The organism is Nonomuraea spiralis, assembly GCF_014648435.1.
GTDB lineage: Bacteria > Actinomycetota > Actinomycetes > Streptosporangiales > Streptosporangiaceae > Nonomuraea > Nonomuraea spiralis.
Genome location: NZ_BMRC01000015.1, coordinates 101,465 through 116,842, shown reverse-complemented (window position 1 = coordinate 116,842; position 15,378 = coordinate 101,465). Strand labels below are relative to the sequence as shown.

The window sequence follows — 15,378 nt, the reverse complement described above, 5'->3', positions numbered from 1 at the left end:
CGGTCTACGTCGACTATCGTGAGCGGATGAACAGCCGTCCGCGCACCAGCCTGGAGCGGATCCTGTTCGACCTGGGCAGCACGGTCCTCGACGTGGCCGCCTCGCCCGGTGCCCTCGACATGGAGGTCACCGGGGTGCACATCTACGACCCGCTCGACGAGCTCCACGTGCCGCCGGGCGGGCTGCTGCTGGCCGTCGGCGTGCAGGGCGCCACCGCGATCTGCGACCTGCTCGACGCCGCCCGCGAGGCCAGCGGCATCGTCGTCAAGCTGCCCGTCGACGTCGACGAGCAGGTGCGCAGCAAGGTCCTGGAGACCGGAGTCGCCGTGCTCGGGCTGACCAGGGCCGCCTCCTGGTCGCAGGTCGCCGCGCTGCTGCGCTCCCTCCTCGCCGAGGGCGACCTGACCATGCCGGAGAAGGGGCCGCAGGGCGATCTGTTCGCGCTGGCCAACGCCGTCTGCGCGTTGCTCGACGCGCCTGTCACCATCGAGGACAGATCGACCCGGGTCCTGGCCTTCTCCGGCAGGCAGGACGAAGCCGACCCCGGCCGGGTCGAGACCGTGCTCGGCCGCCAGGTGCCCGAGCGTTTCCAGCGCATGCTCGACGAGCGCGGCTTCTTCAAGAAGCTCTACCAGAGCCGCGACCCGATCTACATCGAGCTCGACGGCGACAGCATCAACCGGGCGGCGGTGGCCGTCCGGATCGGGGACGAGATCCTCGGCTCCATCTGGGTCGCCGTGCGCGAGCCGCTCACCCCGCAGCGCGAACGCGCCCTGGCCGACGCGGCCAAGATCGTCGCGCTGCAGCTGCTGCGCGAGCGCGCCGGCGCCGACACCCAGCGGCGGCTGCGCGCCGACCTGCTGTCCACGGTCCTGGCCGGCGGTTCCGACGCGGCCGACGCCGCGGGCCGGCTGGGCATCGCCACCGAGCGCCTGTGCGTGCTCGCCGCCCAGCTCGCCGACGGCGACGCGGCCGACCCGGCGCGCGCCGAGAGCGACCGGCAACGTTTCTGCGACGCCCTGGCGCTGCACGTCGGCGCCATCCATCCCAAGGCGGCCGCCGCGATGATCGGCTCGGTCGCCTACGCCGTCCTGCCGCTGAGCTCGGGCGGCGACGAGGAGAGGCGTGCCGTGCGCGTCGCCGAGTCCTTCCTGGCCAGGGTCGGGCCACGGCACGCGGCCAACATCGGGGTCGGCCGGCTGGCCGCCAACCTCTCCCAGGTCGCACGGGCCCGCGCCGACGCCGACCGGGCGCTGCGCGTGCTGCGCGCCCGCGGCCTGGCCGGCCAGGTCGCCGGGTACACGGCCGTGCACTTCGAGTCGTTGCTGCTCCAGGTCTCCGACGTGGTCGCCGCCGAGGAGCAGGTGCCCACCGGCCCGTACGAGCGGCTGCTCGCGCACGACGCCGAGCACGGCAGCGAGCTGGTGGCCACCCTGCGGGCCTACCTCGACGCGTTCGGCGACGTCAACGCCGCCTGCGTGAAGGTCCACGTGCACGCCAACACCTTCCGCTACCGGCTCAAACGGCTCACCGAGATCAGCGGGCTCGATCTGTCCGATCCCGACGCGCGACTCACGGTGATGTTGCAGATGCGGATCTTCGGACGCTAGCACGAGGTCGTCCGCGCTTTTTGTGAAGGGCGACGAAGAAGGTCGGGCCGCGAGGGACGAATGTGGGTCACCACCCCACGCTCTCCTGGAGTCGCCATGAAGAAGACAGCGGTGCTCACCGCGTTGGCCCTGCTAGCGGCCGCCTGCGGCAGCGGCGGAGGTACGGCGGGCAGCACGGGCAAGCCTGTCACGGGCGGCACGTTCACCGCCGCCGTCACCGCCGACCCCGGGTTGCTCGACCCCGCCATGGGCGTGCTCTCGGTCACCAACAAGGTCCTGTCGGTGGCCTACGACACCCTGGTCTCCACCTCGGCGGACGGCAAGACCGTCCCCGCCCTGGCCGAGAAGTGGGACGTCAAGCCCGACAGCGTGACCTTCACCCTGCGCAAGGACGTCACCTGCTCGGACGGCTCCAAGCTCACCCCGTCCGACGTCGCCGAGAACGTCAACCACATCGCCGACCCCGCCACCAAGTCGCCCATCTACGGGGTGCTCGTACCGGCGGGCATGAAGGCCGAGGCCGACGAGGCCGCCGGCACCGTGACCCTGTCGACGCCCGAGCCGTTCAGCTTCATCCTGGAGAGCTCACGGCTGCTGTTCATCGTCTGCGGCAAGGCCGTCAAGGACCGCTCGCTCCTCGCGCGCGGCACCTCCGGGACCGGCCCGTACCAGCTCACCGAGGCCGTCCCCGGCGACCACTACACCTTCAAGGTGCGCCGGGAGTACACCTGGGGCCCCGAGGGCGGCACCGCCAAGGACATCCCCGAGACCTTCGTGCTCAAGGTGGTGCCGAACGAGCAGACCGCGGCCAATCTGCTGCTCGCCGGCTCGCTCAACGCCGCCACCTTCTTCGGTCCCGACCGCACCCGCCTGGAGGCCAACCCCGCCCTCGGCAAGATCATCGAGTCGGAGGGCAACGGCCAGTTCTTCTACCACCAGGGCGACGACAGGCCCGGCCACGACCCCGCCGTCCGCAAGGCGCTGACCCAGGCGCTCGACATGAAGGAGCTGGGCGGCATCGCCTCGGGCGGCACCGGCAAGCCGGCCACCGGGCTCGTGGCGCAGCCCCGCCCGTGCCAGGGCGACACCGTCACCGGTCACGTGCCCGCCTTCGACACGGCGGCCGCCACCGCCGCCCTGGACACGGCCGGCTGGAAGGCCGGGGCCGACGGCGTCAGGGAGAAGGACGGCAAGAAACTCTCCCTGCGCCTCATGTACGCCACCACCAGGGGCCCCGGCATCGTGGCCGCCGCCGAGTACATGGCGGCGGCGTGGAAGAAGATCGGCGTCGACGTGAAGCTCAACGGCGTCATCGACACCAAGCTGTCGGAGTCGCTCAACGCCACCCAGGACTGGGACGTCGTCTGGCTGCCCATCGGCGTCACCCTGCCCTCGCAGCTGGTCGGTTTCCTGTCCGGCCCCGCCGCCCCCAAGGGCGCCAACTTCGCCCACCTGAAGAACGCCGAGTACGAGGGGCTGGTCGCCGAGGCCGCCAAGCTGACCGGCGCCGAGGGCTGCGCCAAGTGGGAGAAGTCGGAGTCGGCCCTGTTCGACGCCGCCGACCTGGTGCCCGTGGTGGAGGTCAACACGCTGACCGCCACCAAGGGCGCCACCTTCCGGACGATCGCCGGCCTGTTCCTGCCCTCGACGATCCGCCTCACCCAGGGAGGCTGAGTGAGCGTACGGCGCCTCGTGCGCTTCGTCGTGTCGCTGGCGGTGCTGCTCGTGGCCTCGTTCGCGATGATCCATCTCATCCCCGGCGACCCGGTGCGGGCCTCGCTCGGCCCTGCCGCGCCGGTCGAGCTGGTCAACGCCCGCAAGCAGTTGCTCGGGCTGGACAAGTCGCTGCCCGAGCAGTTCGCCACCTACGTCGGGCACATCTTCACCGGCGACTTCGGCACCTCGTTCCTCACGGGCGAGCCGGTCGGCGAGGTCATCGCCGCCCGGCTGCCCAACACACTGGGCCTGGCGCTGCTGGCCACCGTGGTGGCGCTGCTGCTGGCCGTACCGCTCGGCATGTGGGCGGCCATCCGCACGGAGAACGGCCGGAACCGGGGCACCGAGATCACCTTCAGCTCGGTCACCGGCACCGCCGTCGCCGTCCCGGAATTCCTCTACTCCATCGCGCTGGTGGCGGCCTTCTCGATCGGGCTCGGCCTGTTCCCGCCGGCCGGCAAGGAGGGGGCGATGTCGTACGTCCTGCCGGTGGCCGCGCTGGCCATCGGCCCGGTCGCGATGATCGCCCGCATCTCCCGGGTGGAGACCCTGCGCGAGCTCGCCACCGACTATGTGCGGCTGGCCCGGTCGAAACGGCTGCCCGCCGCCCGCCTGCACCTGCGGCACGTGCTGCCCAACACGCTGACCGCGACGCTGACCGTGGGCGGGCTGCTGCTCACCTCGCTGATCGCCGGAAGCGTGCTGGTGGAGTACGTCTTCGCCTGGCCGGGGCTCGGCCTGAAGATCGTCGAGTCGATCACGCAGAAGGACTATCCCGTCGCCCAGGGCGTCATCCTCGTCTACGGCGCGATCGTGCTCGTCGTGAACCTCGCCGTCGATCTGGTCCTGGGCGCGCTCGACCCCACCTCCAAGATCAAGGAAAACTGATGCGTTTGCGCACCCCGGCCGCCGTCGCCGGAGCCGTGCTGGTCACGCTCATGGTGGTCCTGGCCGTCGTAGGCCCGCCGATCTGGGGCGCGGCGGCGGAGAAGATCGACGCGGGCGCCATCCTGCAGGGCGCCTCGGCCGCCCATCCGCTCGGCACCGACAACCTGGGACGCGACCTGCTGGCCAGGGTCCTGGTCGCGGGCCGGTTCTCTCTCCTGCTCGCGCTGGCGGCCACGCTCTTCGGCGCGGCCGTCGGCACCGTGCTCGGCGCGCTGCCCTCGGTGCTGCCGGTACGCGGCGCCCGCTTCGTCACCGGCGCCGTCAACGCGCTCGTCGCCTTCCCCGGCCTGCTGCTGGCCATGTTCACCGCAGTGGTCACCGGGCTCGGGGCCAAGGGCGCGGTGCTCGGCATCGGCGTGGCCATCGCCCCGGGCTTCGCCCGGTTCACCCAGACGCTGGCCGCGACCGTCGCGGGCGCCGACTACGTCGCGGCCGCCCGGATGCTCGGCGTGCCGCGCATGCGCATCCTGACCGGACACGTGCTGCCCAACATCGCCGAGCCGCTCATCCTCAACCTCAGCCAGGCGCTCGGCGGCGCACTGCTGGGCCTGGCCGGGATGTCGTTCCTGGGGCTCGGCGTGCAGCCGCCCGCCTTCGACTGGGGGCGGCTGCTGTTCGACGGGTTCGGCCGCATCTACGTCACGCCCGAGGTGGCACTGGGGCCCGCCCTGGCGGTCGCGCTGGCCGGCATCGGCTTCAACCTGCTGGGGGACGCGCTGGCCAAGGCCGCCTCCCGCACCGCCGTGCACGCGCGCGAGGCCGGGCCCGCCGCGCCGCCCGACCCCGGTGAGCCGGACCCCAAGGCGGTGCTGGAGGTCAAGGACCTGACGGTGACCTTCCCCGGCGGCGTCACGCCGGTGCGCGGGGTGTCGCTGACCGTCGGGCCCGGGCAGATCGCCGGGCTGGTCGGGGAGTCGGGCAGCGGCAAGAGCCTCACCGCCGCCGCGATCGGCGGGCTGGTGCCGTACCCGGGCGTGGTGACGGCGGGCAGGCTGGCGCTGGCCGGCCAGGAGATCTCCGAGATGTCGCCCAAGGAGCTCGGAACCGCGCTCGCCATGGTCTTCCAGGACCCGATGGCCTCGCTCAATCCCGCGCTGAAGGTCGGCGGCCAACTGGCCGAGGTCGCGATCGTCCACCAAGGGTCCGGCAAGGCGGAGGCCCACCAGCGCGCCGTCGACCGGCTCGGCCACGTACGCCTGCCCGCGCCCGAACGAGTGGCGCGCCGGCACCCGCACGAGCTGTCCGGCGGTATGCGGCAGCGCGCCGTCATCGCCATGGGCCTGATGGGCACCCCCAGGCTGCTCATCGCCGACGAGCCCACCACCGCGCTCGACGTCACGGTGCAGCGGCAGATACTCAAGCTGCTGCGCGAGGTCACCGACGAGACCGGTGCGGCAGCCCTGTTCATCTCCCACGACATCGCCGTCGTCGGCGAGCTGTGCGACGTGGTCGTCGTCATGTACGCCGGCCGCGTCGTCGAGCACCTGCCGGTCGAACGGCTGGCCACCGGAGCCGCGCACCCCTACACGCGGGCGCTCATCGACTCGCTGCCCGACATGGAAACCGACAGGTCGCTGCCGTTGGCCAGCATCCCCGGACGGCAGCCCGCCCCCTCCGACGTGGGCGACGGCTGCGCCTTCGCCGCCCGCTGCGAGCTCGCCACGGCCCGCTGCGCCGGCGAGCGTCCCCCATTGACGTCGTACGGCAAGGCGCACCAGGTCGCCTGCTGGGAGGTCTGATGATCATCGAGAACCTGACAGTGCGGTTCGGCTCGTTCACCGCCGTCGACGACATCACCCTCGAAGTGCCGAGCGGCTCCATCGTCGGGCTGGTCGGCGAGTCGGGGTCGGGCAAGTCGTCGGTGGCCAGGGCGGTGAGCGGCCTGGTGCCGCACACCGGCACCATCACCGGCGCCAGCCGCGTCCAGATGGTCTTCCAGGACCCCTACGCCTCGCTCGACCCCCGGATGCGGGTCGGGGCGTCCATCGCCGAGGGCAGCGGCAAGGAGGCGGTCGAACATCTGCTGTCGCTCGTCTCCCTACCGCCCGAGGTGGCCCAGCGCTACCCGCGCGAGCTGTCGGGCGGCATGCGGCAGCGCGTGGCCATCGCCAGGGCACTGGGCGCCCAGCCGGACCTGCTGGTCGCCGACGAGATCACCAGCGCCCTGGACGTGTCCGTCCAGGGCTCGGTGCTGAATCTCGTACGCAGGCTCCGCGACGAGCTGGGGCTGTCGATGTTGTTCATCTCGCACAACCTGGCCGTGGTGCGCTACGTCTCCGACGTGGTGGCGGTGCTGCACCACGGGCGCATCGTCGAGCTGGGGCCGACGGAGGAAGTGGTCGGCGCCCCCGCCCACGACTACACCCGGTCGCTGCTGGAGGCCGTGCCCAGGCTGGGCCGCTCCACCACGTAGAACGCCTTGTCGTGGAAGGCGGTCACCGCGCCGCCTTCCACGAGCAGGCCGCCCAGGACCTCGCGTACGGCCAGCCGCCACGCCTTGGCGGCTCCGGGATCCGTGACGCGCATCGTCTCGATGTCCTCCGGCAGCGCCACGAGCAGGGTGGGGGCGTCACTGTGGAACGCCACCGGACGTCCGTCCTCGTCGGCCAGCACGACCTCGGCGTCCGCCGGGAGGGGCCGCCGGCAGGGCTCACCCCGTACGAGAGCCGCCACGTGCGGCGCCGACAGCGGCCAGGAGGCCAGCACCCGGTCGGAGTCTCCGCCCTGGTTGATGGCGTCGACCATGACGCCGTAGAAGCTCGGCAGGTACTCCACGGGCCGGGCGCCCAGCTTGGCCAGGTTGAAGTGGGCGTTCCGGCGCACCAGCGGATCGTAGGTCCAGGTGATGCGTTCGATGCCGCGCTCCAGCGCCCATCGGCGCTGGTGCAGTTTCAGCTGCAAGCCGGTGCCGTGGCCGCTCACCGCGCCGGTGATGTGGGAGTGCAGCGTGTTGCCCGCCCCGAAGAAGCCGACGGAGGCGCCCACCAGGCGGCCCGCGTCGTCGAACGCGCCGGCCACGTAATTGCCCGCGTGCGACATCGCCCGCATCAACTCGACCGAGATCGGCCGGCTCTCCGGGTCGAAGTGCCAGATCTCGTCGAACAGGCCACTGGCCTGCTCGAACTCCGCGATCTCGTGGAGTTCCCTGATCGCGATCAACGTGCCAGCCCTCCGAACGCTCAAGTGTCACGGCGACGCTACGACACGGCGCGGCGCCCCCGAATCGTGCTGGACACCAAAGAGCATCCGGGGCTTCGTGGGATCAGACAGCGATCGGCTCGGCAGGGGCGCAAGCTCGTTCAGCGGTGCGTGCGGTGCCCGCAGTGCGTCCGGGCGTGTTCCGGGAACCCGTCAAAGAGCGCGGTACATGATGTGCAGTCCGACATAGCCCTTCACCGGGCTCCAGAAGCCCTCCGGCACGGTGCCGAGCACCTCGAATCCGAGTCGCCGGTACAACCGGACCGCCGTCTCGTTGGTCTCCACGACCGCGTTGAACTGCATCGAGCGGAAACCCTCCGCGCGGGCCCACTCGATCGTGTACTCGCACAGCGCGCGGCCCACACCACGTCCGGAATGGGCTGGATCGACCATGTAGCTGGCGCTCGCAACGTGCGAGCCGTTGCCCATCTGGTTGTTGTTCATCTTCGCGGTGCCGAGGATCACACCGTCGTCGTCAACCGCCACGACCGTACGGTTCGGGGCGGGCAGCAACCACCAGCCGCGCCCCTCTTCCTGACCGAGATCGAGCGGATAGGTGAAGGTCTCACCGGCGGTGACGATCTCGCGGAAGAACGGCCAGATGGCCGACCAGTCGTCCATGGTGGCTTCCCTGATCAGCATCCGCCCAATATACCGGCGGCACCGAACATCCACCGGTGGCCGTTCTCCCCGGTACCCTCGGCGGCCGTCGCCCGTCAGCCTCACCGCGACCACACCTCCACATGAGCGAAGCGCCTCCGCCCACTGCGGCTCCTGCCCGGCTACTCCGGGCGCGGCCGGCGCCGCCTCTCCCCCTCCGCCTCAGGACGTCCGAGCAGCCTGTCGATGTTGCGGCGTTCGCGCTTGGTGGGACGGCCCGCACCACGAGCCCGGACGGCCACCGTCACCGTCTCCTCCCGAGGAGGGGGCGGAGGGCTCTTGTCGACGTAGCACTCGGCGGCCACGGCGGCCCCGACACGCTTGGTGATGGCACGGGAGACGACCACGACGCGTTCGCGCCCCTCATGCCGCAGCCGGATCTCGTCTCCGACCCGTACGGCGTGCGCCGGCTTGACCCGCACCCCGTTGACCCGTACGTGACCGCCCCGGCAGGCATCGGACGCGATCGAACGCGTCTTGGTGAGCCGTACCGACCAGATCCAGCTGTCCACCCGCACACTCGGCTGCTCACCTGCCACCCCGACACTGTACTGAGAACGCCGCGCCGCCGCTTGTGCCGCGTCGTATGCGGCGTGGGCGTCGGCGATGTCGGCGCTGTGCCTCTTGGCCCAGCCGACCAGCGACAGGAGGGTCTCGTGCAGCTCAAGTGCCATGTACGTGCACGTGTACTCGACTTTGGGAGGAACGGTCGGATGGACGGTCCGCACCAGCAGGCCCTCTCGCTCCAGCTGTCGGGCGGCCTTCGCCAAACCGTTCCTCAACGCATGCTCAACATCTCCCGCCGCATGCTCGACCTCCATCCCCACACTAAGGGAGCAGGTCATGCGAAAAGCGATCAAAAGTCTCGTCTTCGCGGCCGGACTGGTGTCGTTCCTGGTGGTGAACGGCGGCGCCGCGAACGCCGCGGATCCCCTGCCGGCCTCACCTTCACCCTCGGCCTCGGAACCGGTCTCTGAACCAAGCTCGTCATCGACACCGGAGCCCACGGCGGAGGCGGCCGACCAGGCGGCGGCCAATTGCCCCTTTGCGATCTGGCCCAACAACGGCAACGGGCAGTCACTGGTCCTGGACGTCGACCGAGCCGGCGGATCCGGCTCCAAGACCATCGTCTGGCCCTGGAACGGAGGCGCGAACCAGCGCTGGGAGCACAGCGGCCAGACCAACACCACCATCGTGCCGTGCCACAACACGTCACTGTGCCTCGACGCAGCCGGCGGGCAGACCGCCAACGGCACGTGGGTCCTCGTCTACCGCTGCAACGGCGGCTGGAACCAGCGATGGGACCTCGAACACCCTTGGGGACCGGGATGGGTGAGGTTCCGCCTGCACGGCACGAGCAAATGCCTCAACGTCAACGGCGGCATCGCCCGGGGCCACAACGTGATCCTCTGGACCTGCAACGACCAGGTCAATGAACGCTGGACGAACTAAGACAGACCACAGCACCCGGCGCCGGGCACCGCCTCGGCAAAGGCCGTGCCCGGCGCCTCGAAGTCGATCGTCCCGCCCTGTCCGTAGCCGGGCCACGGCTCTGTCCGCGAGCATGGTCGAAAGGCTCCGGCTACGACCCGGACGCGCCCGCGGTCAACCGTTCAACGGCCTTCCAGAGGTCGGCTTCGCGCCGCGGGTCGTAGGACTCGTCCGACGAGCGGCTCACACGGTCGCGGTCGACGTAGGAGCCGGTCGGCGCCCGGAGCGTGCCGAGGACGACGTCGGCGAGGTGGCGGCCGGCGGCGTCGGGACTCGTGGCGAACGGAGTGAGGCTCATCAGGGGCATGATGCGCCGCATCGCGAACCGGGAGAAAGCATCGGCGTTGCGGGCCAGGCCGGTGCCGGGGACGAACCCCGGGTTGTAGGCCACCACGTCGATCCCCGTCGGCAGGCGGCGCGCGTACTCGTGCACCAGGTAGATCGCGGCCAGCTTGCTCGTCGAGTACGCGGTGCGCCCGCCGGCCGCGGTGTGCGGCTCGGCGAAGGCACCCGTACGCGCGAGAGTGTCCGGTGACTTCCAGACCGGCCCCGGCACCATGCCCAGGTTGTGCCTGAGGTCGCCGAAGTGGGTGTCACTCGAAGTGATCACGATCCGGGCGGGGGCGGCGAAACGGTCCTGGAGCAGGCGTACGAACAGATGGTTGGCGAGCACGTTGACCGTGAAGGTGCACTCCAGCCCCTCCGGTCCCTCGGTCAGCGCGTTGGTGTACTGGATGCCGGCGTTCCCCACGAAGCCGCGCAGTGGCGGCAGGTCACCGCCGTCGAGCCGGTCGCGGATCTCGATGGCGGCCGCGCGGACGCTGTCCAGCGAGCCGAGGTCCGCCTGGACGTACGAGACCGGGTGCCCGCCCGACGCGAGCTCCGCGGCGAGCCGCGCGCCGGAGGACGGGCGGGCGACGACGAGGAGATGCGTCTCCGGCGACCGGCGCAGGATGTGCCGGGCGGCGACATGACCGATCCCGCGGCTCGCGCCCGTCATCACAAGGGTGTGCTTCATGCCAGGTTCCTTCGCTGTTCCGCCGGTGGCGCCCGCCTCGGGCGCAGGTCCACGTTCGTCTCAGGCGCCGCCACCAGCCAGTGCACCGTCCGTCACCAGGACTGGCAGTACCCAGGCTCGTTCGTCGCCGTACGGCGAGAATGGGTCCATGGCTGCCTCCCGCTCTGATTTCGCGGCGCTCTTGCGTACCTGGCGTGACCGCCTCTCCCCTGCCGACGCCGGCTTCACGGCGACGGGCGGCCGTCGCGCGCCGGGACTGCGCCGCGAGGAACTGGCCCAGCTGGCGGGGCTGTCCGTCGACTACGTTCTGCGCCTGGAGCAGGCCCGCGCCAAGAACCCCTCGGCCCAGGTCGTCGGCGCTCTCGCGCGCGCCCTTCAGCTCGCCCGCGCCGAGCGCGACCAGCTGTACCGCAGCGCCGGGCTCCTGCCGCCGCAGGACGGGACCGTCGACACCCACGTGCCCCCAGGCATCCAACGGCTCGTCTCGCGCCTCGGCGACGTCCCGATCGGCGTGTTCGCCGCGGACTGGACCCTGGTGTGGTGGAACACCATGTGGAGCGCCCTGCACGGCGACCCCGCCGCCGTCCCGGCCGCCGAGCGCAACCTTGCCCGTGCGCTCTTCGGCAACGGCGCCGCAAGCGCCTCGATGCTCCCCGTCCGGTCCGAACGCGGACCGGACGCCTTCGCCGCCTCGATCGTCGCCGACCTCAAGGACGCCGTCTCCCGCTATCCCACCGACGCCCGGCTCGATCGTCTCGTACGAGAACTACGCGAGACCTCCGGCGCCTTCGCTCATCACTGGGCCGCGCGGACGACCGCCGCCCCCCACACGACCGACGCGAAGACCATCCGGCACCCTCAGGTCGGCGACATCCTGCTCGACTGCGACGTCCTCATCGTTCCCGGCGCCGACCTGCGCATGGTCACCTACACGGCGGCGACCGGCAGCACCGAGGCGGGAAAGCTCGACCTTCTCCGCGTCACGGGAGGCCACGTAGCTACCGTCGCCACCACGCATCCCTGACCGGCTGCCGCGTTACTCGACCTCGGTGTCCTCGGGGACGCTCCCGGCCAGTGCGGCGAGGGTCGCCAGCGCCGTGGCGAGGGTGCCGGGCGGTGGCGCCGACAGGGCGAGACGTACGGCGTTGGGCGCGTGGGCCATGACAACGGTGAAGGCCGCGCCGGGGGTGACCGCGATGCCACGACGGGCGGCGGCCGCGACGAAGGTGTCGGCCCGCCACGGGCCGGGCAGGCGCCACCAGCAGTGGAAGGCCTGCGGATCGGACTCGACGGCGAACTCGGCGAGATGCTCGCGCACGAGCCCCTGGCGGGCCGCCGCGTCACGGCGTTTGAGCTCTTGGACAGCGGCGACGGTGCCGTCGTCCAGCCATCGCGTCGCGGCCTCGACAGCGAATCGCGGAGCGGTCCAGCCGCCTGAGCGCAGCGCCGAGGCCACCCGGTCGCCGATCGCCTCCGGTGTCACCGCGAAGCCGACGGTCAGACCCGGCGCCACGCGCTTCGACAGGCTGTCGGCGACGACGACGCGTTCCGGCGCGAACGCGGCCAGCGGCGGCAGATCATCGCGCAGGAAGGCGTAGATGGCGTCCTCGACCGCGTAGATGCCGAGCTCTCGGAGAGTGGCGGCGATCTCGGCGCGCCGCCGTTCGGGCATGGTGACGCCGAGCGGGTTGTGGAGCGTCGGCTGGAGGTAGACGGCACGCAGTGGCCCAGCCGATCGTACGGCTCCCGGGAGCACTCCGCAGCCGTCCATGGCGAGCGGGACCAGGGTGATGCCGAGGCGGGTGGCGATGCCCTTGACCAGCGGATACGTCAACTCCTCGACGCCGAGGCGGTCACCGGCCGGGACGAGTGCCGCGAGTGCGGCGGCGATCGCCTGCCGCCCGTTGCCCGCGATGAGCAGGCGTCCGGGGTCGGGAGTCCAGCCCGGACGGGACAGCACCGCGGCCGCCGCCTCCCGCACCGCCGGCGTGCCTGCCGCGCCCATGGGGGCGAGCGCGTCCGCCAGCACGTCGGGACGCAGCATTCCGCCCAGGCTCGCGGCGAGGAGCGCGGGCTGCTCGGGAGGCATGGAGAAGTTCAGCTCCAGGTCCACTCGGGCGCGGGCCGGCTCGGAGAGTGCGGGCTCGCTCGGCGGCGCGGCGGCGCGGACGAAGGTGCCGCGCCCGACCTCGCCGACCGCGAGACCGCGGCGGATCAACTCGCCGTACGCCCTCGCCGCTGTGGAGGCGGCGATGCCGTGCCTGCGGGCGAACTGCCGCTGCGGCGGCAGCCGATCCCCGGGCCTGAGCCGACCGGCGGCGATCTCCGCCGTGAGACGGTCCGCGATGCGCCGGAAGTCGTCCAATCTCAGCTCCGTACGACATTGCTCCGAGTGCAATTTAGCTATTGCACCGAGATATTGCTCCGAATAGCCTCAAGCTGTCAAGACCGGCCGGACTGGAGCGATTCCCATGAAGACTTTCAGCACCGGGAAGATCGCCATCGCCTATGACGACCACAACCCCGAAGGCGTCGAGCCGCCGCTGGTGCTCGTCCACGGGCACCCCTTCGACCGTTCGATGTGGGCGCCCCAGGCCGCGCACGTCGGCCGGAGCGGGCGCCGGCTGATCGTCCCGGACCTGCGCGGGTACGGCGGCAGCACCGTCGTCACAGGCACGACGCCGCTCCGGACCTTCGCCCAGGACATCGCCGGCCTGCTCGACCACCTCGGCGTCGCGGAGATCGTCCTCGGCGGCCTGTCCATGGGCGGGCAGATCGTCATGGAGTTCCACCGCCTGTTCCCGGACCGGCTGCGCGGGCTGGTCTTCGCCGACACCGCCCCGCAGGCGGAGACCGAGGAAGGCAGGCGAGCCCGCAACGCCTTGGCCGACCGGCTGCTCCGGGAGGGCATGGACGGATACGCGGAGGAGGTCCTGCCCAAGATGGTGGCGCCGGCCAACATCCGGCGGTTCCCCGCGCTGGCCGAGCACGTCCTCGGCATGATGCGGACAACGTCCCCGCAGAGCGCGGCGGCCGCGCTGCGCGGCCGCGCCGAGCGTCCCGACTACCGGCCGTCACTGTCGCGCGTACGTGTGCCCGCCCTCATCGTCGTCGGTGGCGATGACGAGTTCACCCCGATCGGTGACGCCCGGCTCATACACGAGATCATCCCAGGCTCCGAGCTCGTCGTCATCGAGGGCACCGCGCACCTGCCCAATCTCGAACGGCCGGCCGAGTTCAACGAGGTGCTGAGCAAGTTCCTCGACTCGATCCCCCAGGAGCGATGAGCCCATGACCGCGTTTGTCACCGGCGTTGAGCAGGTCGGACTCCCAGCCGCCCACGCCCAGGTACCGGTACCCGGCGACACACCGGTTCGCAACCCGCCTTTGCAGGTCACCTGGTCCTGATCCGCTCCAGGGAGTTGTCCCGGCAGCCGGCGGGCGCGCTCACCGGGTTGCAGCGGACCGTCGCCCCGCCCGGAAGCTCGGCCGTGTAGTCGCTGCCGTTCCTGGCCGACAGGCCGATCACCGGGAAGTCGGTGCTGACCATCTGCGCGCCGCTGTCCAGCGCCGCCTTCAGCCGGCCGGTGCTGCCCGACCTGGCCTCGGTGAACGGCACATCGGACCGGGTCCGCACGTAGTAGCCCTTGCGTACGAGGTCCTGGATCTGCGCGGTGTTGGCGCCCTCCGGCTCGTTCCAGCCGACGAAGGCGGCATCGGGCCGGCCCGGCCGGGAATTCGTGAACAACACCCGCCCTTCCAGGCTCGGCCGGCCCGCCAGGTAAGGCTCCTGGATGGCGCTCCCTTGGTTGTCCATGAAGAACATGACCTTGCCACGGGACGACTTCAGCTCCGGCCAGCCGAACTTGAGCACCGACTGCTCCAGGGTGAGCCCCGGCTTGCGGACGTCATCGGGGGTGATGAGCCGGTCGCCGGGGAAGACCGAGCGGATCTCGGCGTCCAGGGCGTCCATGAGCGCCGTGTCCCAGGCCGGGCTCTTGGCTCCGCCCATGGCCTCCTTCGCCGGGTCGGTGCTCTTGAACTCGGTCAGGATCGTCAGCGGAACGTGGCCGGGGTTCTTGTCGGACCACTCGCGTACCTGGCGCAGGCAGGTGAGGAGTGCGGAGCAGTTGGTGCCGTAGTCGTGGTCGGCCCAGTGCAGCACCTTGAACCCGGGCCGGGCGAGCGCGGGGTCGTTGAGCGCGGGCAGGCCGGCGTCGCGGCGTACCAGCGGGTTGCTGTAGAGGCCGCCCTGGGGGTCGGGGAAGACGTCCAGCTCGATGCCGCGCACGTGCTGGGCGCCGAACTGGTTGGGCAGGGCGGTGTGCGAGTACTGCAGGTTCCACCAGTTGGCGTCGGTCCTGCGCTGCACGTCTTTCTCGGCGTCGGTCAGCTCGCGGTGGTAGCTGTTGTGGGTCGCGATGGTCTGGACGTGGTTGATCCGCAGGGTGCCGTGGCCGTTCGTGGCGGCGTCGGCGGCGGGGACGGCCGCGAGCGCGGTGACGGCGGTGGCGGCGATGAGGGCGAGACGGCGCATGGGATCCGACACTCCAAGGCAGCGGTAAACGGATGATCACTAAATGTCCGAACGTGTCGGTAAAAATGCGCGAACGTCAAAGGATGGCCGGCGGAGTGACCCCACCGAGGAGGTGGCAGGCGCGGCTCATGGGCAGCTCGCGCACGTCCAACCCCTCGGCGGGCGTCGCCAGTCAGCCTCAACCCGGCCACAAGTCGCAC

14 protein-coding genes and 1 pseudogene are annotated in these 15,378 nt (G+C 71.2%); 8 read left to right on the top strand and 7 right to left on the bottom strand.

All coding sequences use genetic code 11. The features are described from left to right. Positions 1-26 precede the first annotated feature (26 nt). From IEZ27_RS32585 to IEZ27_RS32565, 5 genes are all read left to right on the top strand, one after another. Complete coding sequence (locus tag IEZ27_RS32585) at positions 27-1,610, top strand: PucR family transcriptional regulator (RefSeq protein ID WP_229824555.1); 1,584 nt, start codon at positions 27-29, stop codon at positions 1,608-1,610. Positions 1,611-1,706: 96 nt separating this feature from the next. Further along, positions 1,707-3,284, top strand: a complete 1,578-nt coding sequence (locus IEZ27_RS32580; RefSeq protein WP_229824554.1) for an ABC transporter substrate-binding protein — start codon at positions 1,707-1,709, stop codon at positions 3,282-3,284. Further along, the gene (locus IEZ27_RS32575; RefSeq protein WP_189650753.1) at positions 3,285-4,214 is read left to right on the top strand and encodes an ABC transporter permease; all 930 of its coding nucleotides are present in this window, start codon (positions 3,285-3,287) and stop codon (positions 4,212-4,214) included. Continuing rightward, complete coding sequence (locus IEZ27_RS32570; RefSeq protein ID WP_189650752.1) at positions 4,214-6,013, top strand: dipeptide/oligopeptide/nickel ABC transporter permease/ATP-binding protein; 1,800 nt, start codon at positions 4,214-4,216, stop codon at positions 6,011-6,013. Before IEZ27_RS32575 ends, IEZ27_RS32570 begins: the two co-directional genes overlap by 1 nt. Further along, the gene (locus tag IEZ27_RS32565) at positions 6,013-6,687 is read left to right on the top strand and encodes an ABC transporter ATP-binding protein (protein WP_189650751.1); all 675 of its coding nucleotides are present in this window, start codon (positions 6,013-6,015) and stop codon (positions 6,685-6,687) included. The genes IEZ27_RS32570 and IEZ27_RS32565 overlap by 1 nt, the downstream gene beginning before the upstream one ends. On the opposite strand, the gene IEZ27_RS32560 is transcribed toward IEZ27_RS32565, so the two are convergent. The 4 genes and pseudogenes from IEZ27_RS32560 to IEZ27_RS55620 form a co-directional block, all read right to left on the bottom strand. Continuing rightward, positions 6,633-7,433: a GNAT family N-acetyltransferase gene (locus IEZ27_RS32560; protein ID WP_189650750.1), complete on the bottom strand. Its 801-nt coding sequence runs from the start codon at positions 7,431-7,433 to the stop codon at positions 6,633-6,635. The genes IEZ27_RS32565 and IEZ27_RS32560 overlap by 55 nt on opposite strands. Positions 7,434-7,625: 192 nt before the next feature. Then, positions 7,626-8,114, bottom strand: a complete 489-nt coding sequence (locus IEZ27_RS32555; RefSeq protein ID WP_189650749.1) for a GNAT family N-acetyltransferase — start codon at positions 8,112-8,114, stop codon at positions 7,626-7,628. A gap of 140 nt (positions 8,115-8,254) precedes the next feature. Beyond that, entirely contained in the window at positions 8,255-8,806 is a 552-nt protein-coding gene (locus tag IEZ27_RS55345; protein ID WP_189650844.1) for an RNA-binding S4 domain-containing protein, read from the bottom strand. Next, positions 8,807-8,953 (bottom strand): annotated as a pseudogene (locus IEZ27_RS55620) (winged helix-turn-helix transcriptional regulator); the annotation flags it as partial. It abuts the gene before it with no gap. A 22-nt stretch (positions 8,954-8,975) separates the two neighbouring features. Here IEZ27_RS55620 and IEZ27_RS32545 point away from each other — a divergent pair. Beyond that, positions 8,976-9,584 carry an RICIN domain-containing protein gene (locus IEZ27_RS32545; RefSeq protein WP_189650748.1) on the top strand — a complete coding sequence of 203 codons (609 nt, stop codon included), beginning with the start codon at positions 8,976-8,978 and terminating at the stop codon, positions 9,582-9,584. 130 nt (positions 9,585-9,714) lie between these two features. On the opposite strand, the gene IEZ27_RS32540 is transcribed toward IEZ27_RS32545, so the two are convergent. Continuing rightward, complete coding sequence (locus IEZ27_RS32540) at positions 9,715-10,641, bottom strand: SDR family NAD(P)-dependent oxidoreductase (RefSeq protein ID WP_189650747.1); 927 nt, start codon at positions 10,639-10,641, stop codon at positions 9,715-9,717. A gap of 148 nt (positions 10,642-10,789) precedes the next feature. Here IEZ27_RS32540 and IEZ27_RS32535 point away from each other — a divergent pair, with 148 nt between their 5' ends. Continuing rightward, positions 10,790-11,665, top strand: coding sequence for a helix-turn-helix transcriptional regulator (locus IEZ27_RS32535; RefSeq protein WP_189650746.1), 876 nt, complete (start codon positions 10,790-10,792; stop codon positions 11,663-11,665). Positions 11,666-11,677: 12 nt separating this feature from the next. Here IEZ27_RS32535 and IEZ27_RS32530 read toward each other — a convergent pair whose 3' ends face one another. After that, the gene (locus tag IEZ27_RS32530) at positions 11,678-13,006 is read right to left on the bottom strand and encodes an aminotransferase-like domain-containing protein (protein WP_189650745.1); all 1,329 of its coding nucleotides are present in this window, start codon (positions 13,004-13,006) and stop codon (positions 11,678-11,680) included. Between the two features lie 106 nt (positions 13,007-13,112). On the opposite strand from IEZ27_RS32530, the gene IEZ27_RS32525 reads away from it, so the two are divergent. Further along, positions 13,113-13,928 (top strand): alpha/beta fold hydrolase, encoded by an 816-nt coding sequence (locus IEZ27_RS32525; RefSeq protein ID WP_189650744.1) that lies wholly within the window; start codon positions 13,113-13,115, stop codon positions 13,926-13,928. Positions 13,929-14,035: 107 nt separating this feature from the next. Here the strand turns inward: IEZ27_RS32525 and IEZ27_RS32520 are convergent, their stop codons facing one another. Continuing rightward, positions 14,036-15,178, bottom strand: coding sequence for a phosphatidylinositol-specific phospholipase C1-like protein (locus IEZ27_RS32520; protein WP_189650743.1), 1,143 nt, complete (start codon positions 15,176-15,178; stop codon positions 14,036-14,038). Positions 15,179-15,378 lie beyond the last annotated feature (200 nt).